We start from the raw sequence: 24,251 nt of genomic DNA on the forward strand, positions 1-24,251 counted from the left end.
CGTCACGCCCCTCGCCGCATGGGGATCGGGATGCCCTGCAGCTGCGCGAACCGCTCGGCCTCGTCGTAGCCCGCGTCGACGTGGCGGATGACGCCCATCGCCGGGTCGTTCGAGAGCACGCGCTCGAGCTTCGCGGCTGCGAGCGGCGAGCCGTCGGCGACCGTCACCTGCCCCGCGTGGATCGAGCGGCCGATGCCGACGCCGCCGCCGTGGTGGATCGAGACCCAGCTCGCGCCCGAGGCGGTGTTGACGAGCGCGTTGAGCAGCGGCCAGTCGGCGATCGCGTCGGAGCCGTCGCGCATCGCCTCGGTCTCGCGGTAGGGGCTCGCGACCGAGCCGGAGTCGAGGTGGTCGCGGCCGATGACGATCGGCGCCGAGAGCGTGCCGTCGGCGACCATCTCGTTGAAGCGCAGCCCCGCGCGGTGGCGCTCGCCGGCGCCGAGCCAGCAGATGCGCGCGGGGAGCCCCTGGAAGTGCACCCGCTCCTGCGCCATGCGGATCCAGCGGTGCAGGTGCGCGTCGTCGGGGAAGAGCTCGAGGATCGCCTCGTCGGTGCGGCGGATGTCCTCGGGGTCGCCCGAGAGCGCCGCCCAGCGGAAGGGGCCCTTCCCCTCGCAGAAGAGCGGCCGGATGTAGGCGGGCACGAAGCCGGGGAACGCGAACGCGTCGGCGAAGCCGCCGAGCTGCGCCTCGGCGCGGATCGAGTTGCCGTAGTCGAAGACCTCCGCGCCCGCGCGCTGGAAGCCGACCATCGCCTCGACGTGGCGCGCCATCGAGGCGCGGGCGCGCTCGGTGAAGGCCGCGGGGTCGCTCTCGCGCTCGGCCGTCCAGTCGTCGAACGCGACGCCGCTCGGGAGGTACGCGAGCGGGTCGTGCGCGCTCGTCTGGTCGGTGACGACGTCGATCGGCGCGCCCATCGCGAGCAGCGCCGGCACGACGTCGGCGGCGTTCGCGTGCAGGCCGATCGAGAGCGCCCGCCCGGCGTCCCTCGCCTCGATCGCGCGAGCGAGCGCATCCGCCACGTCCTCCGCCTCGACGTCGAGGTAGCGGTGCTCGATGCGGCGCGCGATGCGCGAGCGGTCGACCTCGACGCAGATCGCGACGCCGTCGTTCATCGTCACCGCGAGCGGCTGAGCGCCGCCCATGCCGCCGAGCCCCGCGGTGAGCGTGATGGTGCCCGCGAGCGACTCGCGCCCGAGCTTCCGCGCGACGGCCGCGAAGGTCTCGAACGTGCCCTGCAGGATGCCCTGGGTGCCGATGTAGATCCAGCTGCCGGCCGTCATCTGGCCGTACATCGTGAGCCCCTCGGCCTCGAGCCGGCGGAACTCGGGCCACGTCGCCCAGTCGCCGACGAGGTTGGAGTTGGCGATGAGCACGCGCGGCGCCCACTCGTGGGTGCGCATGACGCCCACGGGCCGCCCCGACTGCACGAGCAGCGTCTCGTCGGCCTCGAGCGACTCGAGCTCGCGCACGATCGCGTCGAACGAGCGCCAGTCGCGCGCCGCGCGCCCCGTGCCGCCGTAGACGACGAGCTCGTCGGGGTGCTCGGCGACCTCGGGATCGAGGTTGTTCTGCAGCATCCGCAGCGCCGCCTCCTGCGGCCAGCCCTTCGCGTGCAGCTCGCTGCCGAGGTGCGCCCTCACCTCTCGTGCGCCCTCCATGGCGTCCTCCTGTCCCTGTCGATCGTTCCGTCTCCGTCGTGCAAGCGCGTCATCGCGCGGCGGCGGCAGCGGGAGCCCAAGCGTCGGCCGAGCCGAGCAGGTCCGCCGCCGCGAGCGCCCCGCCGCCGACGACGAAGGCGACGGATGCCTCGATGTCGCGGGCGAGGAAGCGGTCGGGCCCGATGCCCGGCACGCTCCTCCGCAGCTGCTCGACGACGCGGCCGGTCCGGGGCCCGGGCGGGTCGCCGCGCAGCTCGATGCCGCGCGCCGCCGTCATGACCTCGATCGCGAGCACGCGGCCGAGCCCGTCGATCGCGCGGCGCAGCTTGCGGGCAGCGCCCCAGCCCATCGAGACGTGGTCCTCCTGCATCGCGCTCGAGGGGATCGAGTCGACCGAGGCGGGCGCCGCGAGCCGCTTGAGCTCGGAGACGATGCCGGCTTGCGTGTACTGCGCGATCATGAGGCCCGAGTCGACGCCCGGGTCGTCGGCGAGGAAGGGCGGCAGGCCGAAGGAGCGCGCGGGATCGAGGAAGCGGTCGGAGCGGCGCTCGCTCATCGAGGCGACGTCGGCGATCGCGATCGCGAGGAAGTCGAGCACCGCCGCGATCGGCGCGCCGTGGAAGTTGCCGTTCGAGACGACCCGGCCGTCGGGCAGCACGACCGGGTTGTCGATCGCGCTCGCGAGCTCGATCTCGGCGACGCGCGCGGCATGGGCGGCGGTGTCGCGCGCGGTGCCGTGCACCTGCGGCGCGCAGCGCAGCGAGTAGGCGTCCTGCACGCGCGTGTCCTCGGGGCCCTTGTGGCTCGCGACGATCGGGCTGCCCTCGAGCAGCGCCGCGATGTTCGCCGCGCTCGCCGCTTGCCCGGGGTGCGGGCGCAGCGCCATGAGCTCGGGCGCGAACGGCGCGTCAGTGCCGAGCAGCCCCTCGACGCTCATCGCCGCGGCGAGGTCGGCCGCGTCGAGCAGCTTGTCGAGATCGGCGAGCGCGAGGCACAGCATCGCGAGCATGCCGTCGGTGCCGTTGACGAGCGCGAGCCCCTCCTTCTCGGCGAGCACGACGGGAGCGAGCCCGGCGCGCTCGAGCGCGGTCGACGCATCCATCACCTCGCCGCCGAGCTCGACGACCCCCTCCCCCATCGCCGCGAGCGCGACGTGCGAGAGCGGCGCGAGGTCGCCCGAGCAGCCGAGCGAGCCGTACTCGCCGACGACCGGCGTGATGCCGGCGTTGAGCATGCCGACGTAGCGCTCGGCGGTCGCTCGGCGGACGCCCGTGCGGCCCGTCGCGAGCGTCTGGAGCCGCAGGAGCATGAGGCCGCGCACGACCTCGCGCTCGACCGCCTCGCCGCTCGAGGCGGCGTGCGAGCGGATGAGCGACTGCTGCAAGCGCGTGCGGTCGCCGGGCGCGATCGCCGTGTTCGCGAGCGCCCCGAAGCCGGTCGAGATGCCGTAGTGGGGCCGCTCGTCGGCCGCGAGCGCGTCGATGACGTCGCGCGCCGCGTCGATGCGCGCGAGCGCCGCGTCGCTGAGCGCCACGGGGGCGTCGAAGCGCGCGACCTGCACGACCTCGCGTCGGGTGAGGGGGTTGTCGCCGATGACCACTGCCACGACCCCATCCCAGCGCGCTCGACCGCTCCGCGCACCCGCTCGCCGCATACTGGTGTCTGAGATCTCAGACTCTGTTGCGGGAGGCGGCACGGTGGGAGCCCCGAGGATGCCGGCGGCGCGCAGCGCGCTGCGCGTGCTCGCGCTGCTCGCCGAGCAGCCCGGCCCCGTGCGCGCGGCGACGATCGCGCGCGAGCTCGGACTGCCGCGCTCGAGCGCCTACCAGCTGCTGCAGGTCATGCGCGAGGAGGGCTTCCTCGTGCACTACCCCGAGCTCGGCGCGTGGGGAGCGAGCGCCCGCGTGCAGCAGCTCGGCTCGCGCGTCGCGGCTGCGACGCGGCTCGAGCGGCTCGCGCAGCCGATCCTCGACCGGCTTGTCGCCGCCGCGGGCCTCCCGGCGACGAGCCACCTCGCCGTGCTCGCGGGCCGCGACGTCGCTTACGCGGGCCGCGGCGAGGGCCGGCGCTCGCCCGCGACGGTCTCGCGCGTGGGCGTGCGGCTGCCTGCGGTGCGCACCGCGACGGGACGCGCGATGCTCGCGGCGCTCGGTCCCGACCAGGTGCGGGCGCTGCTGCCGCACGACCGCGACCTCGAGGGCGAGCGACCGGCGACGCGCGCGGCGCTCACGGCGATGCTCGCGGCCGTGCGTCGGCGGGGCTTCGCGATCGAGGAGGGCGAGGTGGATGCGTCCTACGGCTCGGTCGCGGCCGCCGCGCGCGATGCCGCGGGGCACCCCGCGGCCGCGGTGGGGCTGACGTTCCGGCTCGCCGACGCGGACCCCGCCGACTGGGCCGCGCTCGGCGCGCGCTGCGCCGACGCCGCCGCCGAGCTCACGCGGAGGCTCGGCGGCGGCTGAGCCGGCGGCCCAGGCTCACGCGAGGCGCGTCTCGATCGGCGTCGGGTTCGAGAACAGGTCGTGCACGGGGCAGTGGGCGTCGACGACGCGCCGCAACTCCTCGAAGCGCTCGCGCTCGTGCGGTCCGTCGATGTCGACGACGACGCGCACGCCCGCGAACCCGGGCCGCACGTCGTCGGCGCCGAAGAGCCCGCGCACGTCGAGCTCGCCCTCGGCGCGCAGCTCGAGCCGGTCGATCGTCACCCCGAGCCGCTGCGCGTAGAGGCGGTAGACGACCGTCTGGCACGCGAGCAGGGCGCCGAGCGCCGCCTCGACGGGGCTCGCCCCGGCGTCGTCGCCCGCGAGGCCGGCGGGCTCGTCGATGAGCCACGAGTGCCGTCCCGCGGTGATGCGCGTCGCGACGGCGCCCTCGGGGTCGCCCGAGACGGCGACCGCGAGTCGCGCATCGCGGGGGTCCGCGGCGAGCCGGTCGCCCCATGCGCGCTCGGCGCGCTCGAGGCGGCCCGCGCGATCGGCGGCGGTGACGGTGACGGCGGATGCGGTGGTGACGGGCATGCGGTGCTCCTTCGGTTCGGGATCCACACGCTCGCACGCGCGCGGCGGGCCGTGCAGCCCGCCGCGTCACGCGCCGTCATGCCGGGTCACGCGACGTCACGCGGCGCCGCTCGAGGCCGAGCGTCAGACCGGCCGCTCGTCCGCATCGGGCCCCGGGGGCTCGGAGCCCTCCACGACCGCCGCGGCCGCGTCGTCGGGCTCGAGCTCGGCGTTGGCCGTCGCATCGTCGCGCTCGATCGCCGCTCGGGCGAGGTCCGAGAGCTCGTCGTACGAGCGGCCCGAGAGGTCGCCCGAGATGCCGTCCGGGACGTCGGCGTCGAGCGCGAGCTCCGGCGCCTCGTCGTCGTCGCGGGAGCGCTCGGGCTCCTCGATGTCCTCGATGCCGTCGATGGGCTCGATGTCGTCGTGCTGCACGTCTCCCCCTCTCAGGACTGCGCCCTGTCGATGTCGTCGAGCGCGCTCGCGTCGCCCGCCGGGTCGCCGACCGGCGCGGCGGGGTCGAGCGTGCCCGGGCCCCGCGGCGCCGTGGGCGCCGTGGGCGCGCCGGGCGCGGTCGGGTCGGGAGCGGCGGGGTCGGGCTCGGCGACGCCGGCGTCGCCGGAGCCGACCGGGCCGCCCGGCACGTCGGGCGCGCCCGGGCCGGCCGGCAGCGACGAGCCGGAGGAGCCGACGGCCGCGCCCGGCTGCTCGGCCTCGAGCTCCTCGATGCGCGCGCGGTGCTCGTCGATGCGCTCGAGCCCCTCGTCGACGGTGCGCTCGTAGCGCTCGCCGGTCGCGTCGGCGACGAAGTCCGATTGCCCGTCGCGATCCGCGTTCGGGTACGGCAGGCCGGGCTCGCCGCCCGCGGGCAGCTGCCGGTCGTCCTCCGGCGGGTGGTCGCCGCCTCGGCGCACGGGCACCGTGTCGAGCGGGTCGGTGCCGTCGGGGCGCTTCGGCTCGTCGTCGAGGGGCTGGTCGCCGCCGTCGCGGATGGGGCTGTCTGCCATGCTCGCACCTCCAGGTCAGGGCCGGCACCGGTGCGCCGGCTCCGCTCCCAGCCAAGCACCGCCGGCTGGGAGCGGCATCAGTCAGTCGCCGCGCACGTCGACGGCGCCGCCGTCGAAGGGGTCGCCGAAGCCGCTCGCGTCGATGTCGGCGTCGCCGGGCTCGCCCGTGCCCATCGCGTCGGGCTCGGTCGCAGGCGAGCGGGTGCCCTCGGGCCCGAAGCCGTCGCCGCCCTCCTCCGAGCCGGTGTGGTCTGCCGCGGCCCAGGCGCCGCTCGTCGCCTCGGTGTCGGCGCTCGGCACGTTCGGGTCGGTGCTCGACTCGTCCGATCCGGCGCCGTCGGCGCCGATGAGCTCGTTCGCGGGCGATCGCGTGCCGGGCATCTCGTCGTCGCGCGGCTCGCGCGCCTCGTCGGCGAGGTCCTCGAATCCAGCCATGCTGCAGCTCTCCTCTCGCGCGGCCGCGGTCGCGACCGCTGCGACCAGCCAAGCGGATGCGGCTGGGAGCGCGCTCCCCGGGCTCGGGACGCCGGCCGTGCTCAGGAGACGGCGAGCCACCAGATGCCGGCGACGGCCTGCGCGATCGCGATGACGATCGCGATCGCGACGAGGGTCACGTGCACCGTGAGGAAGCGCGTCGGTCGACCCGCCGCGTCGCGGGCGCGCTCGTCGCGCGCGACGCGCCGGAGGAACGCGGGCCAGACGACGGCGCTGAACGCCGCCCCGACGAGCAGCAGGATGGCGCCGAGCGTGCCGACGGCCTCAGGCATCGCGCGGCCCGTCGTCCTCGCGCTGCCACGCGATGCGCACGAGCCTGCGCAGCACGTCCTCGTCGATCGCCTCGAGCCGCTTGACGTAGACGCACCCCGCGCCCTCGGTGTACTCGCCGAGCTCGGGGAGCAGCGCCGCGCCCTCGGGGAGGTCCTTGAGCCCGTAGAGCGTGAGCGCAGCCCTCCGCGGCGACAGCGCGACCTTGGGCCAGTCGCCGGTCGAGGAGCCGGAGGGGGAGACGTAGCGGAACGAGCCGAAGCCGACCATCGACGGCCCCCACATGACGGGCTCGGCGCCCGTCTCCTCGCGGATGAGCGCCACGAGCCGCTTCGCGTCCTCCGCGCGCCGCGCGGGCTGCGCGGCGTCCAGGAAGTCGGCGACGCTCGCGTCGGTCGGCTTCGTCTTCGCCTCTGCCATGCCGACAGGCTAGTCGCCCCACGCGCGGGCGCGCGCTCCTCACAGCCCGGCAGCGAGCCGATCGCGCACGGCGGTCGCGAGCGACGCGGGCCACCAGGGCGCAGACCCGGCGACGCGCGCGGCGAGGTCGGCGATCGCCACCGCGGCGCCGAGGTCGGACCTGGCGAGGGCCGCCTCGAGCTCGGCGGCGATCGCCGGTTGCGCTGCCTCGGCGCGCCGCCACGGATCGTGCGGATCGCGAGGGCCGAGCGCGTCGGCGTCCGTGCCGCTCGCGGGCAGCGCTCCCGCGAGCTCGAGGAGCGCGCCGGCGGCGTCGAGCAGGTGCCTGCGCGCCGCGAGCCGCTCGCCGCGCGCGCCACGGCCGCCGCCGACGAGGAGCGCGCGGTGCAGCCGGGTCGCGGCGGTACGCGCGTCTCGGCGCGGCGGCTCGAGCGAGTGGCGCAGCCGCGACTCGAGGCCGCCGATGCGGTCGACGGCGATCCGGTACGCGTCAGCGCGGGCGAGGGCGAGCTCCTCGGGCGTGAAGACGGCGTACTCGAGCAGGTGCCCGTCATCGAAGACGACCCACGCGCCGTGCTCGGTGTCGCGCTCGTGCAGCACGATCCGGGTGCCGCGCGGCGGCAACCACGCGCTGCTCGCCCGGAGCTGCTCGGCCGCCCCCGGTGCGGCGACGACGAAGAAGTCGTGGTCGCTCCAGGCGTCGGGTGAGCGGGCGCCGTCGGCGGTGCTGCCGACGAGCACGAGGCCCAGCACGCCGTCCGCCTGAGCGGCCCACCCGGTCAGCGCCTCCGAGAGCGCGGCGTAGTCGTTCGGCTGCATCCGTGCACGATATCGAAGTGCGGTGGTCTCCGCCGCAGACCCGGAGCAGCACGCTGCACGACGAAAACGGGGGCCCCTGCGAATGCAGGAGCCCCCGTTGGGCCGTCCGGAGACTACTTGATGATCTTCGTCACCGTGCCGGCGCCGACCGTGCGGCCGCCCTCGCGGATCGCGAAGCCGAGGCCCTCCTCCATGGCGATCGGCTGGATGAGCTCGACCGTCATGTCGGTGGTGTCACCGGGCATGACCATCTCGGTGCCCTCGGGCAGCGAGATGACGCCCGTGACGTCGGTGGTGCGGAAGTAGAACTGCGGGCGGTAGTTCGTGAAGAACGGGTTGTGGCGGCCGCCCTCGTCCTTGGCGAGGATGTACGCCGTGCCCTCGAAGTTCGTGTGCGGCGTGACCGAGCCCGGCTTCACGACGACCTGGCCGCGCTCGACGTCCTCGCGCTTGGTGCCGCGGAGCAGGAGACCGCAGTTCTCGCCGGCCCATGCCTCGTCGAGCTGCTTGTGGAACATCTCGATGCCCGTGACCGTGGTCTTCTGCGTCGGGCGGATGCCGACGATCTCGACCTCGGAGTTGATCGCGAGCGTGCCGCGCTCGGCGCGACCCGTCACGACCGTGCCACGGCCGGTGATGGTGAAGACGTCCTCGATCGGCATGAGGAACGGCTTGTCGCGGTCACGCACGGGGTCGGGGATGTTGTCGTCCGCGGCCTGCATGAGGTCGAGGATCGCCTGCGTCCACTTCTCCTCGCCCTCGAGCGCCTTGAGCGCCGAGACGCGGATGACGGGCGCGTTGTCGCCGTCGAAGTCCTGGCTCGAGAGCAGCTCGCGGACCTCGAGCTCGACGAGCTCGAGGATCTCCTCGTCGTCGACCATGTCCGACTTGTTGAGCGCGACCATCAGGTACGGCACGCCGACCTGCTTCGCGAGCAGCACGTGCTCGCGGGTCTGCGCCATCGGGCCGTCGGTGGCGGCGACCACGAGGATCGCGCCGTCCATCTGCGCCGCACCCGTGATCATGTTCTTGATGTAGTCGGCGTGACCCGGCGCGTCGACGTGCGCGTAGTGGCGCTTCGGCGTCTCGTACTCGATGTGCGAGATGTTGATCGTGATGCCGCGCTGGCGCTCCTCGGGAGCCGAGTCGATCGAGGCGAAGTCGCGCTGCACGTTGGTCGCCGACGGGTACTTGTCCGCCAGGACCTTGGAGATCGCAGCCGACAGCGTCGTCTTGCCGTGGTCGACGTGACCGATCGTTCCGATGTTGACGTGCGGCTTGGTCCGCTCGAACTTGGCCTTAGCCACTATGTCCTCCTAGGACTGTTCTCATGAGTGCACCGCCGCTTCGCGGCAGAGCGTTCGGTGGTGTTGAACTATGGTACTTGCGCCGCGGGCTCAGAGAAACCGCGGCAGGTCGGTGGGGCCGGGGCGGCGCTCGCCGCCCCGGGCACTCACTCTCCCTTGCTCTTCTGGACGATCTCGTCCGAGACGGCCTTCGGCACCTCGGCGTAGGTCGAGAACTCCATCGAGTAGACGGCACGGCCGGACGTCTTCGACCGCAGGTCGCCGACGTAGCCGAACATCTCCGACAGCGGCACGAGGGCCTTGACGACCTTCACGCCCTGGGCGTCCTCCATCGACTGGATCTGCCCGCGACGCGAGTTCAGGTCGCCGATGACGTCGCCCATGTACTCCTCGGGCGTGCGCACCTCGACCGCCATGAGCGGCTCGAGGAGCACCGGCTGCGCCTTGCGCGCGGCCTCCTTGTACGCCATCGAGCCGGCGATCTTGAACGCCATCTCCGACGAGTCGACGTCGTGCGCGGCGCCGTCGAGCAGCGTCGCCTTCACGCCGACCGTCGGGAAGCCGGCGAGCACGCCGACCTGCATCGCGTCCTGCATGCCCGCGTCGACCGAGGGGATGTACTCGCGGGGCACGCGACCGCCGGTGACGGCGTTCACGAACTCGTACGTCTGCTCCGCGGTGATCTCGAGCGGCTCGAGCTTGATCTGCACCTTGGCGAACTGGCCGGAGCCACCCGTCTGCTTCTTGTGGGTGTAGTCGTACTTGTCGACCGTGCCCTTGATCGTCTCGCGGTAGGCCACCTGGGGCTTGCCCACGTTGGCCTCGACCTTGAACTCGCGCTTCATGCGGTCGACGAGGATGTCGAGGTGCAGCTCGCCCATGCCCTTGATGACGGTCTGGCCCGTCTCAGGGTTGTTCTCGGTGCGGAAGGTCGGGTCCTCCTCGGCGAGCTTCTGGATGGCCGTGGAGAGCTTCTCCTGGTCGGCCTTCGTCTTCGGCTCGATCGCGACCTCGATCACGGGCGCGGGGAACGTCATCGACTCGAGCACGACCTGGTTCGACGGGTCGCTCAGCGTGTCGCCGGTCGTCGTGTCCTTGAGGCCGATCACCGCGTAGATGTGGCCCGCGGTCATCGAGTCGACCGGGTTCTCCTTGTTGGCGTGCATCTGGAAGATCTTCCCGATGCGCTCCTTCTTGCCCTTCGTGGAGTTCGCGACCGCGGCGCCCGACTCCACGTGGCCCGAGTAGACGCGCACGTAGGTGAGGCGGCCGAAGAACGGGTGCACGGCGACCTTGAACGCGAGCGCGGCGAACGGCTCGTCGCGGTCGGCGTGGCGCTCGATGACGACCTCCTCGTCGCGCACGTCGCGGCCGGGGATGGCCGGCACGTCGACGGGCGAGGGGAGGTAGTCGACGACCGCGTCGAGCATCGGCTGCACGCCGCGGTTCTTGAACGCCGAGCCGCACAGCACGGGGTAGAGCTCGGAGTTGATCGTCATCTTGCGGATGGCGGCCTTGATCTCGGCGACCGAGATCTCCTCGCCCTCGAAGAACTTCTCCATGAGCGCGTCGTCGCTCTCGGCGATCGTCTCGATGAGGGCTGCGCGGTACTCCTCGGCCTTCTCCTTGAGGTCGGCCGGGATCTCCTCGACGGCGTACTCGGCGCCCATCTTCACGTCACCCTTGGCGTCGCCGCGCCAGGTCTTCGCGTTCATCTCGACCAGGTCGACGATGCCCTCGAAGCTGCTCTCCGCGCCGATCGGCAGCTGGATGACGAGCGGGCGCGCGCCGAGGCGGTTCACGATCGTGTCGACCGTGAAGTAGAAGTCGGCACCGAGCTTGTCCATCTTGTTGACGAAGCAGATGCGCGGCACGTCGTACTTGTCGGCCTGGCGCCACACCGTCTCGGACTGGGGCTCGACGCCCTCCTTGCCGTCGAAGACGGCGACCGCGCCGTCGAGCACGCGGAGCGAGCGCTCGACCTCGACCGTGAAGTCGACGTGACCGGGGGTGTCGATGATGTTGATCTGGTTCTTGTCCCAGAAGCAGGTCACGGCGGCCGACGTGATCGTGATGCCGCGCTCCTGCTCCTGCTCCATCCAGTCGGTGGTCGCTCCGCCGTCGTGCGTCTCGCCCATCTTGTGGTTGACGCCCGTGTAGAACAGGATGCGCTCGGTCGTGGTGGTCTTGCCGGCATCGATGTGGGCCATGATGCCGATGTTGCGGACCTTGTTCAGGTCGGTGAGCACGTCCTGTGCCACAGGGTTCCTCCGATGGTGGATGGAGCGGGTGAGTTGGTGAGGTGAGGGCGGCGCCGGTGGGCTCCGCCCTCACCAGTGCTGGATTACCAGCGGTAGTGCGCGAAGGCCTTGTTCGACTCGGCCATCTTGTGCGTGTCCTCGCGACGCTTCACGGCGGCGCCGAGGCCGTTCGAGGCGTCGAGGATCTCGTTCATGAGGCGCTCGGTCATCGTCTTCTCGCGACGCGCCTTGGCGTACGAGACGAGCCAGCGCAGCGCGAGCGTGTTCGCGCGGTGCGGCTTGACCTCGACGGGCACCTGGTAGGTCGAGCCGCCGACGCGGCGCGACTTCACCTCGAGGGTGGGGCGGATGTTGTCGAGCGCCTTCTTGAGCACGGTCACGGCGTCCTGGCCCGACTTGGTGCCGACGCCGGCGAGCGCGCCGTAGACGATGCGCTCGGCGAGGCCCTTCTTGCCGTCGAGGAGGATCTTGTTGACGAGCTGCGAGACGATCGGTGCGCCGTAGACGGGGTCAGCAACGACCGGGCGCTTGGGAGCGGGACCCTTGCGAGGCATTACTTCTTCTCCATCTTCGCGCCGTAGCGGCTGCGAGCCTGCTTGCGGTTCTTCACGGCCTGGGTGTCGAGCGCGCCGCGCACGATCTTGTAGCGCACGCCGGGGAGGTCCTTCACTCGACCGCCGCGCACGAGCACCATCGAGTGCTCCTGGAGGTTGTGGCCCTCACCGGGGATGTAGGCGGTGACCTCGGTGCCGTTCGAGAGCTTCACGCGCGCGACCTTGCGGAGCGCCGAGTTCGGCTTCTTGGGAGTGGTGGTGTAGACGCGGGTGCAGACGCCGCGCTGCTGGGGGTTCGCCTTGAGCGCCGGCGCCTTGGTCTTCGAGACCTTCGGCGACCGGCCCTTGCGGACCAGCTGCTGGATGGTGGGCACGTTGCTTCTTCCTGCTGCACGGTGACAGCGATTTCGATGTGGTTCGCCGGCTCGGCCGGCTCCATCGGTGATCCACCGCACGCGCTCTCGCGCGCTCTTCTCAGGTGGTGGATATGCCGTGGGGGCTCGCGGACCGGTGTCCGCTGCCCGAGTGCTGCCCGCCCGCTCCCCGCGCATGACGCAGGGCGCGCGTGTGCGCACACCCGGTCAATGGTAGGGCCACCGCCCATGCACGGTCAAGCGTCGGCCGCGACTCGATCCGGAGCCTCGAATCGGGCGGCGGTCGCGATCGCGTCGCACAGCGCGAGCAGCAGCGCGGCGGGCGCGATGAGCGGCACGTCGACGTGCAGGAGCGCGGCGCGGCGCTCGCCGGGCACCGTCACCCAGTAGTCGACCGCGAGCGCGGGCGCGGCGCCCTCCCCGTGCGGCACGTCGCGCACGCCCGGTCGGCGCAGGATGCGCGAGCGACCCGCGTCGAGCACCCGGTCGTCGGGGCCGGGCGCCGCGGTGCCGCCCGCGCCCTCGTGCGCGGCGCGCAGCACGAGCGGCACGAGCGCCGCCATCACCGCGTCGGGCTCGGTGGAGGCGGCGGTCGGCACCGGCACCCCGCGGTAGACGTATGCGACGGCGGGCAGGGGCACGTCGGCCTCGAGGGCGATCCCCACGTGCACCTCGGCCGCGCCCGCGGCTTCGGAGCGCTCGAGCGCCGCCTCGAGCCGCTGCCGCAGGGCGATGCGGAGCGGCGCCCGCTCGTCGCCGGCCCCGAGCAGTCGGGCCGCGAGCTCGCGGATGCGCTCGCGCGCGCCCGCCTCGCCGACCGGCAGCCGCACCCACTCCCCCGGCAGCCGCAGCGCGAGCCTCACGAGCCGCTCCCCGCGAGCAGCAGGATCTCGCCGCCCGCCGCGACCGCTCCCTCGACCGAGGCCGTGCCGAGCGCGGCGCGCGCGTCGAACGGATGCCGGACGCCGCCGTCGAGCCGCTCGAGCGCCAGGCTCGCGGGCACGCCGGGCATCGTCGCGCGCAGCGCGTCGACCGCCGCGCGCACGACGCGGCCCGCCGCATCCGCCCCCTCGTCGTCGACGAGCAGCGAGACCCGCACCGACCGGCTGCCGGGCAGCCCGTCGACCGCGACCGCGGCGCGCGCCGCGGCGACGCCCTCGATCGACTCGAGCAGCCGCTCGAGCTCGGGCTCCCTCCCCGTCGCGCCCACGTCACCGGCCCCGCTCGAAGATCGACGCGTGGGCCCGCTCGACGCCGACGAAGAAGCGGTCGAGGTCGTGGAGCGCCATCCAGGTGGCGGCCGGCCCGGGCGCATCGCCCTGTCGCTGCATCGTCACCTGGTAGGCGAGGCCCTCGTGGGGCACGAGCCCGGCGCCGGGCGGCGGCGGCACGCGCACGCTCAGCCGGTTCGGGTCGCCGCTCAGGTCGAGCTTGCCGGGCGCCTCGGCGAGCGGCACGGGGTCGGGCAGTCCGCCGCCCGCGTGCTCGATCGAGAGCACCGGGATGTGCGTCGGGATGGGCGCGTCGTCGATCGGGGCGCCGGCAACGATGACGGCGTCGACGTCGTACAGGGCGGTGAAGGCGGGGTCGGCGGCGAGGTTCGCGGCGGTGATGCCGCCGAGGCTCCATCCCGAGAGCAGCACGCTCGAGCCGGGCGGCACGCCCGCTTCGGCCATCGCGAGCGCGACGGCCTGCTCGAGCTGCGTGGGCGCGGTGCCGAGCTTCGCGGCGACGTCGGAGTGCACGTCGTCGATCGACGACGAGCCGGGCCGCCACGCCTGCGTGCTCGGGATGCTCACGCGGTAGGCCGTCGAGCCGTCGGCGCCCGTCACCGCCGTCACGGTCACCATCGTGGATGCGTCGGGGTCGGGCAGGGCCGCGTCGTCCGGCGCGCCCGCGTGCGCGTCGACCGCGCGGTTGTCGGCCTGCAGCCGCGCGAGCAGGTCGCCGGCGCTGCCCGCGGTCCCGGTGCGCGGCTCGAGCGCGCCGCTCCACAGCAGCACGGGAGCGCCCGCGTCGCCGGCGATGAGCCAGTCGACGACGCCGGGCAGCGTGCCGTGGAGCCACGCGATCGTGCCGCTCACGAGCGCCGCATCGATCGAGCCGGTGCGCGCGAGCGTGCCGACGAAGGCGGCGGCGCCGCCGTTCGCGACCCACGTCGCGACGAGCGCGAGCGCGACGCCGGCGAGCAGCGCGCCGACGAGGCCCGTCGCCGCGAGCGCGATCGCGAGCGCCGCGGCGACGAGCGCCCCGATCGCCGCGAGCACCGCCGCGCCGAGCCACGCGAGGGCGTCGACGACAGCGTCGCGGATCGCGTCGAGGAGGCTGGAGACGGTGCCGCGCACGTCGTCCCACCACGAGTCGCCGATCGCCGAGTGCTCGATCTCTGCGCGGATGCGCGCCGAGGCCTCCTCGGCCGCCCGCCGCTTGCGCTCGGCCGCGGCGCGCCAGTCGGCCTCCGCCTCGGCGCGGCGGCGATCGTGCAGCTCGGCGAGCGACTGCTGCTCGGCCGCGGCGCGCTCGAGCGCGGCTGCCGCGTCGGCACCGCTCGCGAGCGCCGCGAGCCGGTCGCGCTCCGCGAGCGCCTCCGCCCTCGCCGCTTCGGCGATCCGCCACTCGTCGATCGCCGCGTCGGCGCCCTGCTGCGCCGCGCGCAGCTCCTCGGCGTAGTCGACGAGCGCCTGCCCCGTGACGCGGTAGCGGGAGGTCGCCGAGCCGAGCTGGCCCGACACCTCCGCCGCGTCCTCGCGCACGCGGTCGAACGCCCGGGCGACGGTCGCGTCCTCGTCGCGGATGGCGAGCAGGTGCTCGATCGCCTGCTCGATCGCCGCGGCGGTGCGGAGGTAGGCGTCGCCGTGCCCCTCGACCGCCTGCCACTCCCCGCTGAGCTGCTCGAGGGTCATCCCGCCGCCAGCTGCCGGTCGACCTCGCGGAAGCCGGTCGCGATGCCCGCGATGCGCTCGGCGAGCGCGTCGGCCGCCTCGCGGTACCGCTCGCGGTTGTCGTCCCACGTGTCGGCGAACGCGAGCACGCTCGAGGCGAGCCCGTCGTGCCCGACGGCGTCCGCGGCCGCGGCGCTCGAGCGGTCGGAGCCCCCGAGCTGGCGCGCGACGAAGCCGAGCTCGGCGACCGCGGCGTCCAGGTCGCCGTAGGTGATGCGGATGTCGGCCACTGCGCCTCCTCGTGGAGCCGACGCTACGCATCCCCCGCCGCGGCAGTGAATGGGCAGGAGTGCCCATGGACAGCGGTCGCGGCGCCGGGCACGGAGGTCAGGCTCGCGGGCGCCGCCAGCGCAGCGTCGAGACGCACGCGTCGAGCAGGAGTCGCTGGCCGTCGACGAGCGGATCCTCGACATCCATGTCGACCGGCCGGTTGATGGTCGCGGTCAGCTGCAGCGCGCGCCGTCGCTGCGTGCCGGGCACGGGCGTGAGGTAGACGACCGTGAGCACCCGCAGCGACTCCCCCTGCACGGTCTCGAGCCGGTCGCGCTCGAAGCGCACGATGCGCTTCGACTCGTCGAGCGGCGCGGCGTCGTACTCGAGGATCGCGTGGCGCACGACCTCGTCGAGCGTCACGTCCGGTTGGGCGCGGCGGATGGAGGCGAGGATCGACGACGAGAGCCACAGCGTGTCATCGCCCTCCTCGGTCGGCGTGAAGAACGCGACGACGTCGCCGCGCTGCATGGCCTCGAACGAGTCCTGCAGCATGCGCTGCGCCTGGGCGTAGAGGTCGGGCCGGTGGGCGCGCAGCATGCGCTCCCGGATGCCCGCCGCCATCGCGTCCTGCGTCGCGCGGTCGGGCGCGTGCCTCGCCCAGCCGGGCGGCAGCTCGAGCTCGAACTCGGGGTCGGGCGCGGCTCCGAGCTCCGCGCGCAGGTCGGGCTGCTCGCTCATGCGTCCTCCTCGGTCGTGGATGCGTCGTGCCGGCCCGCGCGCGGAGCCCCTGATCGCGCGGTCACTGCGCGCGCAGCTCGGCGTCGATGCGGTGCAGCGTCCCGAGCTCTGCCCGCCGGGCGCGGTCGGCGATCTCGGGCGCGAGCCGGCCGCGCTCGGCGAGCAGCGCGATCGCGGCGTCGCGATCGTCGCGGATGCGCCGCAGCTCGTCGTCGGGCACGGCCGCGAGCGCAGCCGCGAGCGCGTCGCGGTCGGCGGGAGCGCCGTGCGGAGCAGCGGCGGTCGCGTCGCCGCGACCGAGCGCGAGCACGAGCGCGGCGAGCACGAGGCCGAGCGCGCCGGCGACGAGCACGGCGGCGCGCCAGCCGCCGGCGCCAGCGACGGACGCGAGCGAGGCGGCCGAGCCCATGACCCACCAGCTGAGCGCGGCGAAGACCGCGGTGCCGAGGCCGAGCAGCAGCAGCTGCCGATCGCGCGGGCGCGGCCCGCGCAGCCACCGCACGGCGGCGACGACCTGCACGATCGCGGCGACGGCGAAGCACAAGCCCGCGATCGGCACCGAGGCGTCGCCGTCGAGGCGGTGGTAGCCGAGCGGGTCGCCGAGCAGCGCCGCGAAGCCGATGACGGGCGCGACGACCGCGAGCAGGAGCGGCAGCAGCAGCCACAGGCCCGCCATGCCGCTGCCCTTCGCGCCCGCGACGCGCGCGAGCCCGGCACCGTCGTCGCCCATGTGCTCGAGCGCGGCCGGGTGCCGCTGCAGCGCGTAGGCCTCGAGGATGCCGAGCCGCGGCTCGGCCGCGGCCGAGAGGTCGTCGGCCCACGCGAGGGCGCTCTCGTGGCGGAGGCTCACGCGGCGCCCCCCAGGCTCCAGCCGGGCTCGTCGACGACGAGGCCCGCGGGCGGCGCGGCGCGGAACGCCGAGCCGTCGGGGCGCTCGAGGTCGATGCGGCCGGCGAGGTCGAGGAGCGCGGGCGCCGAGAGGTCGACGACCTCGGCGACCGTCGGGTCGATCGAGAGCGCGAGGGCGTGCTCGCCGTCGTCGAAGGCGAGCACGGCGAGCGCCGCGGAGGCGTCGGCCTCCTCGAGCCGCACGCGCGCGGTCACCTGCACGCCGGGCCCGAGGCTCGCGCTCTCGATGGGCTGCACGGCCGCCCCGGCGGCATGGAAGTCGGGCAGTGCCGCGCTGCCGACGACGCGCGCCCGGACGATCGAGAAGAGCGGCAGCGCGAGGGGCCACAGCTGCCACGAGAGCAGGTCGTCGGCCTCGCGCCGGTCGAGCCCCGCCTGCAGCAGCGCGGGCACGGCGCGGTCGAGCTCGTCGTTCCAGCGCTCGCCGAACGCGGCGCGGAGGGCGGTCGTGCTCTCGGCGACCCACGCCGCGTCATCGCCGCCGAGCGGCGGCATGCCGAGCCAGCCGGGGGCGGCCGAGCTCGCGGAGATCCGCCACGTGGCCGTCACCGATCACACCCCTCGTCGCCCGAGCGCGGCCCGCTCACCAGACGACGTCCAGCACGGGCACCTTCTTCTTGATCGTCTCATGCCCCGTGAACATCGAGATCCAGCCGTCGTACTTGAGCGGCACGGCGAAGAGGCCGTGCAGGAGGTCGGATGCGGTGGCGAGCGCGGGCAGCACCCCGGTCGTCACGTCGCCGAGCTTCTCGTAGGCCGCGACGTCCTTCCCCGTCAGCAGGCGCAGGAACACGTCGCCGAAGCCGTTGGGGTTGTCGCCGGTCGCGAGCTGGCGCAGGCTCCCGAGCGCGCCGGTCGCGCCGCGGCCGTGGAAGAGGTAGGCGAAGCCGAGCTCCCTCGCCTGCGAGCCGGCGTTGCGCCAGGCGGTCGCGCCGAGCACGCCGCCGAACATGTCGTCGGCGAAGCTGAACTTGCCGCCCGCGATCTTGCCGAGCTTCCCCCACGGCAGCACGCCGGCGATCGCGAGTCCGAGCTGCAGCCACCCGGCGTCCCCGCGGATCTTCTGGTAGATCGTCAGCCCGAGGGCGACGAGGCCGATGATGCCGCCGATGAGCGCGAGGATCGGGCCGCCGAAGATGATCGCGAGGATGCCGACGGCGAGGCCCGCCCAGCTGAGGGCCTTCTGCATTCCCGCGACGAAGCCGTCGACGTTGTCCCAGAAGCCGTCCTTCACCTTGCCCTCGAGCACGTCGCCGATGTCGTTCGCGGCCGTCTCGAAGGCCTCCTCCCACGTGTCGTAGTCGGCGTCCCAGTAGCCGGCCTCGTCCTCCCACGCGCGGTAGGCCGCGAGCTTCGCGGCATCCTCCTCCGCCTGCTGCTCGGCCTCGGGGCTGTCGGGCTCGGGCTGGAACCAGCCGCCCGTGCCGCGCGGCTCGACCGAGCCGGGGAGCGCGGCGAACGCCGCCCACAGCTCGGCGCACCTGTCGGCGTGCGCCTTGATCTTCGGCTGCACGTCGGCGAGCGCCTCGCCGTAGGCGACGAGCACCGGGCCGGTCGGCTCGTAGAGCTCTCCCGCTTGCCGCAGCAGCCCGTGCGAGTCGCCGACGACCTCGCGCAGCTTCTCGACCGCGAGGCCCTTCTGCCCGTCGGCGCCGTCCTTGACCTGCTCGAGCGTCGTCGCGCTCGCCTGCATGACCCGCCCGAGCGATTCGATCGACCGGCCGCGCGCGACGATCCCCTCGGGGTCGCCCTCCACGTACTCGATCCAGCGGCCCTTCGGCGACTGCGCTCCCGTGTGCATCGTCGTCTCCTCGTCGTCCTGGGTCAGCCCTCGGCGGAGGCGGCCTCGAGCTTGAGCGAGGCCTCCTCGTCGAACTCCGCGAAGCCCTCGAGCACGCCCTGCACGTGGTCGCGCACCTTCGTCATGTCGCGCGCGAGGTCGACGCGCTTGTCGTTCCAGCGGCGCTCGAAGTCGCCCGCGCCCGAGCGCAGCTCCCAGCGTCCGTAGGGCGTGCCGATGGCCGCCTCGAGCTCGTTCGACCGGTCGCCCGCGCTCTCGAGCTCGACGATGATCCCGTCGAGCTGCTGCCGCAGCGCGAGCAGCTCGTCGAACGTGATGAGCACGTCGTCCATGTCTCTCCCCGAGTCCCTCGGCGGCGGCGCCGCTCCTGCTCCTCAACGTAGGCGGCGGATGCGTCGCGGACGATGGGGAGGACTCCCCACCGCCCGCTCGGCTCGCGTCCGCGGACGCCGAGAGGGGCCGGCCTCGCGGCCGGCCCCTCTCGATCGGTGGTTCAGCTGCCGGCGAGCTGCTCGTCGAGCGACTGGATCGCCTGCATCATGCCCCGCAGCGCCTCGCCCATCTCGGAGATGCCCTCGATCGCCTTCTCGAGACCCGACGTGAGCTCCTCGTAGCCCTCGCCGAACTTGCCCGACGCGTGCTGCGTCTTGAAGTCCTCACCCAGCAGGGTGTCGACCTGGCTCTTCAGGTCCTTCAGGACACCCGAGATGTCCTCCTTGCCCGTGTCGAGCTTGCCCGCCACGGACTCCATCTCTGCATACGATGCGCCGAAATCGCTCATGGATCTGATCCTCTCGAGGTCTGGTTCGCGGGCCCGCTGCGGGCCGCCCTGGAGCCAAGGTACGAAAGCGAGCCTGGGGACTCAATGGGGAGGAGTCCCCATGGCCTCAGCCCTCCGCGCCCACCGACGCGGCCTCGGGCTCCGCGGCCGGCGCCGACGACGCATCCGCCCCGACGGGCGCCGGGGGCCGGGCCGCGTCGTCGGGCACGAGCGGCAGCTGCACCGTGACCGCGCGCCCCTGCTGCACGAAGATGCCGCGCCCCTCGGGGAAGTCGGCGCGCTTGACCTTCGGGAACGGCACCTTGAAGACCGCGTCGCCGTCGTACGCATCCGGCTTGAGGACGATGCCCTTGCGGCCCGCCTTGAAGTCGCCGATGAAGCCGAAGCCGCCGGTGACCTGCGTGACGTCGGCGTCGCCGATGAGCAGGTGGTCGCTGCGGTTGATCGCCTGGAAGAGGCCCTTAAGCGCGCGCTCCGCGTCGGAGTCGGCGAACTGCGGCACGTTCTCCATCACGATCATGATGCGGCCGGGGATCGACTCGTCGGCGACGATCTCGGCGAGCTCGGTCGCGAGCGCCTTCGCGTCGTCGGGTCGCGTCGCGCTGCGCACCCACGGGCGGAAGCCCGCGAGCACCGAGCGGCGGCCCGCGAAGTGGAAGAGCTTGACCTCGGGGTCGAACCGCTCCATCGCGATGACGAGCGCCTTCATCGCGTTGGTCTTGCCCGAGCCCGGCGGGCCCGCGACGACGAAGGTGCCGATGGGGTCGAAGTCGCGCGCGGCGAGCGTGTCCTCGGCGACGCCGAGCACCGGGAAGTCGTCGACCCGCGCGGGGAGCTGCCCGAGCTCGAGCCGCGTCGGCAGCGCGCCGATCTCCTCGACGTCGCGCACGCCCTGCGCGCGCAGCGCGTCGGCGAGCTGGCCCATGAGCTTCGTCTGCTCGGCGACGTTCGGCGTGCCGCCGAGGGTCGCGACCTGCATCTCGAGGCCGTCGATGATCGCGCGGCCGGGCGCCGACTGGTCGTCGAGCACGTCCTTCGGCGCGCCGACGAGCGTGTAGCCCGACTCGTCCGAGAGCCGCAGCACGACGCGGCGCGAGATGTTCGAGCTCACCGCGGTCGGCACGGCGCCCGAGCGGTCGGCGGTCGCGATCGCGTGGATGCCGAGCGGCCGCCCTTCGCCGAGGATGCGCATGAAGACCTGGTAGAACGGCGAGCGCGCGCTCGTCACCTCCCAATCGGCCTTGAACTGCGGGTAGTTGTCGAGCAGCAGGAAGATGCGGGTCGCCTTCGGGTCGACGAGGTCGCGGTACTCGGTGAGGCTCGCGGCGCTCGCCTCGGCGAAGGCCTTGCCGCGCCGGTCGAGCTCACGGCCGAGCGAGCGCAGCAGCCGCTGCACGCGCTCGGCGTCGTCGCCCGCGATGATCGAGCCCACGTGCGGGAGCTGCTCCATCGACTTGAGCGCCCCGGAGGCGAAGTCGAGCCCGTAGACCTCGGCGCCGCCGAGCTCGGGCCGCATGCCCGCCGCGATGCCGATCGTCTTGAGCAGCGTCGACTTGCCCGAGCCGGAGGTGCCGTAGACGAGCAGCGAGCCGTCGCGGTCGGGGTGGAAGTAGACGGGGTCCTGCCGCTGCCGCTCGGGGATGTCGGCCTTGCCGAGCACGATGCGGCTGTCGCCCTCGATCGCGAGGTCGCGCAGGTCGACGGTCGTCTCGAGGTCGTCGAGCCACGGTCGCCGCGGGGCGGGGATGCCGGCGCGCTCGGTCGCCCGGATGAGCGTCGCGACGATGCGCTTCTGGTCGTTGGGGCCGAGGTCCTCGTCGTGCGAGTCCGACTCGGGCGCCGCCTCGGGCTCCCAGCGCTGCACGGAGCCGAAGCGGAGCTCGGCGACCTTGACGTCGGCGACCTTGACCTCGTCGCGGCGGGTCCAGCCGCCCGCGTACGCCGACTGGAACGGCACGAGGCGGCCGGGGCCCGTCTTCGCGATGCCTCGGCCGGGGATCGAGGGCGGGAACGACGCCGCGATGGGATCGTCGACGACGTCCTTCGAGTCGGACTCGTCGGCCATCCGGAGCGCGACGCGCAGGTTGGTGTTGGCGCGCAGGTTGTCCTTGATGACGCCGGCGGGGCGCTGCGTCGCCATGATGAGGTGGATGCCGAGCGAGCGGCCGCGCTGCGCGATGTCGACGACGCCGTCGACGAACTCGGGCACCTCGCCCGCGAGCGCCGCGAACTCGTCGATCACGAGCACGAGCGCGGGCGGCGTCTCGGGGTCCTGGCGCTTCTCGAGCTCGAGCAGGTCCTTCGCCTTCTTGCGGTTGAAGAGGTGCTCGCGGTGGTGGAGCTCGGCGCGCAGGCTCGTGAGCGCGCGGCGCACGAGGTGGGGACTGAGGTCGGTGACGAGGCCGACGCAGTGCGGCAGGTCGACGCAGTCGGCGAAGGCGGAGCCGCCCTTGTAGTCGACGAAGAGGAACGTGACGCGGTCGGGGCTGTGCGCGCTCGCCATCCCGAGCACCCACGCCTGCAGGAACTCCGACTTGCCGGCGCCGGTCGTGCCGCCGACGAGCGCGTGCGGGCCCTGCGTGCGCAGGTCGAGCGTCATCGCGTCGCTCGCGCCCTGGCCCATGATCGCGCGGAGGTTCCCGGCCTTCTTGAGCCTCGGCTTCGGCTCGCCGGAGCGGTCGAGGATCGTGTTGTTCTGCCGCCAGCGGTCGATGACCGCGTTCGGGTCCTCCGCGAGCTCCGGGCCGACGAGCGAGAGGAACATGACGCTGTCGGGGATGTCGGAGGAGTCGTTGATGACGATGCTCGCGTCGACGACGGGCGCGAGGCGCTTCGCGAGCATGTCCATGTACTCGCTCGAGACGCCCTCGACCTTGACGCCCTCGTACTCGACGCCCGAGCGCACGGTGCCGACCCGAGCATCCTCGAGCCCGCCCGAGACGTCGATGTAGCTGCGGCACACCGCGGGCAGCGACTCGACCGTGGGCGCGACGAAGACGCCGTAGACGCCGACCGCGGCGCCGCGCTCGAGGATCTGCGTGAGCCGCGGCCGGTCGACGGGCGCGTCGTTCGTGACGACGAGCACGACCGAGGTCTGCACGCTCGTGACGGTGTCCTTCGCGGCGCGCTCGACGTCGGAGCCGTAGCGCATGGGGTGCCAGTCCTCGTCGAACGGCGTCTTGCGGTCGGCCGCGGCCTGCTTCGAGCGGCCGAGCACGAGCTCCTCGAGCGCGCTCAGGAGCGCGGCGCCCGCGGTCGCCGAGTCGGCGAGCGGCATCTCCTTGAACGGGCTCGTCTCGCTCGTCGTGTGGGGCAGCCACTTCATCCACTCGAGCTCGCCCGTCCACTCCGCGTCGCAGATCGCGACCGTGACGACCTCGTTGGGCGCGTGCAGGCCGTAGAGCTGCACGGCCATGCCGCGCAGCGCGTCCGACGCGAGCGACTTCGGGCCCGCGATGCCGATCGAGCCGACGGTCGCGAACGACTCGACGATCGGCACGTCGTCGACGTAGCGGTAGCGCTCGCGCAGCCGCTCGACGCGCTCGATGTACTCCGGCAGCCCGTCCTGCGACTCCTCGTCCTTGATGGAGTTCCGCGACTCGGCGCGGCACGTGCCGAGCCGCACCGAGAGGAAGTTCCAGTGCTCGGGCCTGCGGGTCCAGAGCATGGGGCCGAGCCGCATCGCGTGCTCGAAGACCTCCGCGACGGGCGGCACCTCGAGGCCGCGGATCCGCTCCTCGATCGGCTTCTCGCGGTAGAGCGTCTCCTCGAGCTCCTCGTAGCGCGTCTCGAACAGCTGCGTCTCGAGCTTGCGCTTCTGCCCGTTCTGGGTGCGCATGTTGATGAAGTTGCCGAGCAGCATGAGCGGCGTCATGAGCGCGATGAGGATCGATCGCGGGTTGTTCGTCATCGCGAACATCGCGCCCGCGAGCAGGATCGGCGTGACGAGCATCGGCCACGGGAAGATGCGCTCGACCATCTCCTTCGGCAGCCGCGGGCCCTTGTAGGCGGTGCCGGGGTAGCGCGCCTCGACGCGCGGCGAGCGGTTGAACATGAGCGCGCCCCCGCGCTCGAGCACGGGGTCGGGCCCGGAGGCGTCGAAGGCGCCCACGAGCCAGACGGCGAGCGTCGAGTCGCCGAGCGTGAACGGCGCGCCCGGCACGACGCGCAAGCGCGAGACAGGAGAGCCGTCGACGACGACGCCGTTCGCCGAGCCCCGGTCGACGACCTCGATGTGGGTGCCGACCTCGATGCGGGCGTGCCGCTTCGAGACGAGCGGGTCGGCGAGCACGATGTCGTTCGCCGCGTCGCGCCCGATCGAGGCATGGCCGCGGCCGAGCTGGAACTCCTGGCCCGCGAGCGGGCCGCCGATGACCCGCAGCACCGCGATCGCCTCGAGCGCGCTCCCGGCGGGCCCGCCGCGGCGCCGGGCGTCGGCGCCGAGGTTGACGACCTGGGTGTGGAAGCCGCTGCCGATCGGCGCCTCGGCGATGAGCGCGTCGGGTTGCAGCTGCACGAGCTGCTGCTCGGTCGGCGGGGCGACCGCGAGCGAGAGGGTGTCGCCGTCGGCGAAGGGGATCGAGCGCGCGGGGTCGGCGAGCGCGATCTGCCGCGCGACGTCCTCGACGGTCGCGGTCGAGTCGGCCGTGATGACGACGTCGGTCGCCTCGGTCGTCGGGCGGTGCAGGGTGAGCTTGACCTTCATG

At 73.5% G+C, this 24,251-nt stretch carries 25 protein-coding genes; 1 reads left to right on the forward strand and 24 read right to left on the reverse strand.

The window, feature by feature from the left end; all coding sequences use genetic code 11:
- Positions 1-2 precede the first annotated feature (2 nt).
- Together hutU and hutH are read right to left on the reverse strand one after the other, a co-directional pair.
- The gene (gene hutU, locus JQT67_RS06130) at positions 3-1,661 is read right to left on the reverse strand and encodes a urocanate hydratase (protein WP_026374201.1); all 1,659 of its coding nucleotides are present in this window, start codon (positions 1,659-1,661) and stop codon (positions 3-5) included.
- A gap of 49 nt (positions 1,662-1,710) precedes the next feature.
- Positions 1,711-3,315 (reverse strand): histidine ammonia-lyase, encoded by a 1,605-nt coding sequence (gene hutH / locus JQT67_RS06135; RefSeq protein WP_208063918.1) that lies wholly within the window; start codon positions 3,313-3,315, stop codon positions 1,711-1,713.
- Between the two features lie 43 nt (positions 3,316-3,358).
- Between hutH and JQT67_RS06140 the strand changes: the two genes are divergently transcribed.
- Positions 3,359-4,120, forward strand: a complete 762-nt coding sequence (locus tag JQT67_RS06140) for an IclR family transcriptional regulator (RefSeq protein WP_307864237.1) — start codon at positions 3,359-3,361, stop codon at positions 4,118-4,120.
- 15 nt (positions 4,121-4,135) lie between these two features.
- On the opposite strand, the gene JQT67_RS06145 is transcribed toward JQT67_RS06140, so the two are convergent.
- The 22 genes from JQT67_RS06145 to JQT67_RS06250 all read right to left on the reverse strand — a co-directional run bounded on the left by JQT67_RS06145 (position 4,136) and on the right by JQT67_RS06250 (position 24,250).
- Entirely contained in the window at positions 4,136-4,675 is a 540-nt protein-coding gene (locus tag JQT67_RS06145) for an OsmC family protein (protein ID WP_208063920.1), read from the reverse strand.
- A gap of 123 nt (positions 4,676-4,798) precedes the next feature.
- Positions 4,799-5,089: a hypothetical protein gene (locus JQT67_RS06150; RefSeq protein ID WP_021010907.1), complete on the reverse strand. Its 291-nt coding sequence runs from the start codon at positions 5,087-5,089 to the stop codon at positions 4,799-4,801.
- 11 nt (positions 5,090-5,100) lie between these two features.
- Positions 5,101-5,661 (reverse strand): hypothetical protein, encoded by a 561-nt coding sequence (locus tag JQT67_RS06155; RefSeq protein WP_208063921.1) that lies wholly within the window; start codon positions 5,659-5,661, stop codon positions 5,101-5,103.
- A gap of 81 nt (positions 5,662-5,742) precedes the next feature.
- Entirely contained in the window at positions 5,743-6,096 is a 354-nt protein-coding gene (locus JQT67_RS06160) for a hypothetical protein (protein ID WP_021010909.1), read from the reverse strand.
- Between the two features lie 101 nt (positions 6,097-6,197).
- Positions 6,198-6,428 carry an SCO4848 family membrane protein gene (locus tag JQT67_RS06165; protein ID WP_208063922.1) on the reverse strand — a complete coding sequence of 77 codons (231 nt, stop codon included), beginning with the start codon at positions 6,426-6,428 and terminating at the stop codon, positions 6,198-6,200.
- Positions 6,421-6,846 carry a DUF1801 domain-containing protein gene (locus JQT67_RS06170; protein ID WP_208063923.1) on the reverse strand — a complete coding sequence of 142 codons (426 nt, stop codon included), beginning with the start codon at positions 6,844-6,846 and terminating at the stop codon, positions 6,421-6,423. Before JQT67_RS06170 ends, JQT67_RS06165 begins: the two co-directional genes overlap by 8 nt.
- 39 nt (positions 6,847-6,885) lie before the next feature.
- Entirely contained in the window at positions 6,886-7,665 is a 780-nt protein-coding gene (locus tag JQT67_RS06175; RefSeq protein WP_021010912.1) for a hypothetical protein, read from the reverse strand.
- A 113-nt stretch (positions 7,666-7,778) separates the two neighbouring features.
- Positions 7,779-8,972, reverse strand: a complete 1,194-nt coding sequence (gene tuf / locus JQT67_RS06180; RefSeq protein WP_021010913.1) for an elongation factor Tu — start codon at positions 8,970-8,972, stop codon at positions 7,779-7,781.
- 146 nt (positions 8,973-9,118) lie between these two features.
- Positions 9,119-11,233 carry an elongation factor G gene (gene fusA, locus JQT67_RS06185; protein ID WP_021010914.1) on the reverse strand — a complete coding sequence of 705 codons (2,115 nt, stop codon included), beginning with the start codon at positions 11,231-11,233 and terminating at the stop codon, positions 9,119-9,121.
- Between the two features lie 83 nt (positions 11,234-11,316).
- Positions 11,317-11,787, reverse strand: a complete 471-nt coding sequence (rpsG, locus tag JQT67_RS06190; RefSeq protein ID WP_021010915.1) for a 30S ribosomal protein S7 — start codon at positions 11,785-11,787, stop codon at positions 11,317-11,319.
- Entirely contained in the window at positions 11,787-12,161 is a 375-nt protein-coding gene (rpsL, locus tag JQT67_RS06195) for a 30S ribosomal protein S12 (RefSeq protein ID WP_021010916.1), read from the reverse strand. Before rpsL ends, rpsG begins: the two co-directional genes overlap by 1 nt.
- Positions 12,162-12,397: 236 nt before the next feature.
- Positions 12,398-13,024 carry a hypothetical protein gene (locus tag JQT67_RS06200; RefSeq protein ID WP_208063924.1) on the reverse strand — a complete coding sequence of 209 codons (627 nt, stop codon included), beginning with the start codon at positions 13,022-13,024 and terminating at the stop codon, positions 12,398-12,400.
- The gene (locus tag JQT67_RS06205) at positions 13,021-13,371 is read right to left on the reverse strand and encodes a hypothetical protein (RefSeq protein ID WP_208063925.1); all 351 of its coding nucleotides are present in this window, start codon (positions 13,369-13,371) and stop codon (positions 13,021-13,023) included. Before JQT67_RS06205 ends, JQT67_RS06200 begins: the two co-directional genes overlap by 4 nt.
- A 1-nt stretch (position 13,372) precedes the next feature.
- A complete protein-coding gene (locus tag JQT67_RS06210; protein WP_208063926.1) occupies positions 13,373-15,064 on the reverse strand; it encodes a hypothetical protein in 1,692 nt (563 codons plus the stop codon).
- The gene (locus tag JQT67_RS06215; RefSeq protein WP_208063927.1) at positions 15,061-15,333 is read right to left on the reverse strand and encodes a hypothetical protein; all 273 of its coding nucleotides are present in this window, start codon (positions 15,331-15,333) and stop codon (positions 15,061-15,063) included. The genes JQT67_RS06210 and JQT67_RS06215 overlap by 4 nt, the downstream gene beginning before the upstream one ends.
- Positions 15,334-15,430: 97 nt before the next feature.
- Positions 15,431-16,054, reverse strand: coding sequence for a hypothetical protein (locus JQT67_RS06220; RefSeq protein ID WP_021010921.1), 624 nt, complete (start codon positions 16,052-16,054; stop codon positions 15,431-15,433).
- Between the two features lie 61 nt (positions 16,055-16,115).
- Complete coding sequence (locus tag JQT67_RS06225; RefSeq protein WP_208063928.1) at positions 16,116-16,904, reverse strand: hypothetical protein; 789 nt, start codon at positions 16,902-16,904, stop codon at positions 16,116-16,118.
- Positions 16,901-17,512 (reverse strand): hypothetical protein, encoded by a 612-nt coding sequence (locus JQT67_RS06230; RefSeq protein ID WP_208063929.1) that lies wholly within the window; start codon positions 17,510-17,512, stop codon positions 16,901-16,903. Before JQT67_RS06230 ends, JQT67_RS06225 begins: the two co-directional genes overlap by 4 nt.
- A 34-nt stretch (positions 17,513-17,546) precedes the next feature.
- Positions 17,547-18,764, reverse strand: a complete 1,218-nt coding sequence (locus JQT67_RS06235; protein WP_208063930.1) for a hypothetical protein — start codon at positions 18,762-18,764, stop codon at positions 17,547-17,549.
- Between the two features lie 23 nt (positions 18,765-18,787).
- Positions 18,788-19,096 carry a hypothetical protein gene (locus JQT67_RS06240; RefSeq protein ID WP_021010925.1) on the reverse strand — a complete coding sequence of 103 codons (309 nt, stop codon included), beginning with the start codon at positions 19,094-19,096 and terminating at the stop codon, positions 18,788-18,790.
- Positions 19,097-19,257: 161 nt separating this feature from the next.
- A complete protein-coding gene (locus JQT67_RS06245; protein ID WP_021010926.1) occupies positions 19,258-19,545 on the reverse strand; it encodes a WXG100 family type VII secretion target in 288 nt (95 codons plus the stop codon).
- Between the two features lie 106 nt (positions 19,546-19,651).
- A complete protein-coding gene (locus JQT67_RS06250; protein ID WP_208063931.1) occupies positions 19,652-24,250 on the reverse strand; it encodes an FtsK/SpoIIIE domain-containing protein in 4,599 nt (1,532 codons plus the stop codon).
- Between the last annotated feature and the right edge of the window lies 1 nt (position 24,251).

The sequence above is a fragment of the Agrococcus sp. TF02-05 genome, from assembly GCF_017565345.1.
Classification (GTDB): Bacteria; Actinomycetota; Actinomycetes; order Actinomycetales; family Microbacteriaceae; genus Agrococcus; species Agrococcus pavilionensis.

What these genes read in the sequence shown, in the direction of transcription:
- hutU (WP_026374201.1), bottom strand. Translation starts at nt 1,661, where the DNA reads ATGGAGGGCGCACGAGAGGTGAGGGCGCACCTCGGCAGCGAGCTGCAC.
- hutH (WP_208063918.1), bottom strand. Translation starts at nt 3,315, where the DNA reads ATGCGGCGAGCGGGTGCGCGGAGCGGTCGAGCGCGCTGGGATGGGGTC.
- JQT67_RS06145 (WP_208063920.1), bottom strand. Translation starts at nt 4,675, where the DNA reads ATGCCCGTCACCACCGCATCCGCCGTCACCGTCACCGCCGCCGATCGC.
- JQT67_RS06155 (WP_208063921.1), bottom strand. Translation starts at nt 5,661, where the DNA reads ATGGCAGACAGCCCCATCCGCGACGGCGGCGACCAGCCCCTCGACGAC.
- JQT67_RS06160 (WP_021010909.1), bottom strand. Translation starts at nt 6,096, where the DNA reads ATGGCTGGATTCGAGGACCTCGCCGACGAGGCGCGCGAGCCGCGCGAC.
- JQT67_RS06165 (WP_208063922.1), bottom strand. Translation starts at nt 6,428, where the DNA reads ATGCCTGAGGCCGTCGGCACGCTCGGCGCCATCCTGCTGCTCGTCGGG.
- JQT67_RS06170 (WP_208063923.1), bottom strand. Translation starts at nt 6,846, where the DNA reads ATGGCAGAGGCGAAGACGAAGCCGACCGACGCGAGCGTCGCCGACTTC.
- JQT67_RS06175 (WP_021010912.1), bottom strand. Translation starts at nt 7,665, where the DNA reads ATGCAGCCGAACGACTACGCCGCGCTCTCGGAGGCGCTGACCGGGTGG.
- rpsG (WP_021010915.1), bottom strand. Translation starts at nt 11,787, where the DNA reads ATGCCTCGCAAGGGTCCCGCTCCCAAGCGCCCGGTCGTTGCTGACCCC.
- JQT67_RS06210 (WP_208063926.1), bottom strand. Translation starts at nt 15,064, where the DNA reads ATGACCCTCGAGCAGCTCAGCGGGGAGTGGCAGGCGGTCGAGGGGCAC.
- JQT67_RS06220 (WP_021010921.1), bottom strand. Translation starts at nt 16,054, where the DNA reads ATGAGCGAGCAGCCCGACCTGCGCGCGGAGCTCGGAGCCGCGCCCGAC.
- JQT67_RS06235 (WP_208063930.1), bottom strand. Translation starts at nt 18,764, where the DNA reads ATGCACACGGGAGCGCAGTCGCCGAAGGGCCGCTGGATCGAGTACGTG.
- JQT67_RS06240 (WP_021010925.1), bottom strand. Translation starts at nt 19,096, where the DNA reads ATGGACGACGTGCTCATCACGTTCGACGAGCTGCTCGCGCTGCGGCAG.
- JQT67_RS06245 (WP_021010926.1), bottom strand. Translation starts at nt 19,545, where the DNA reads ATGAGCGATTTCGGCGCATCGTATGCAGAGATGGAGTCCGTGGCGGGC.
- JQT67_RS06250 (WP_208063931.1), bottom strand. Translation starts at nt 24,250, where the DNA reads ATGAAGGTCAAGCTCACCCTGCACCGCCCGACGACCGAGGCGACCGAC.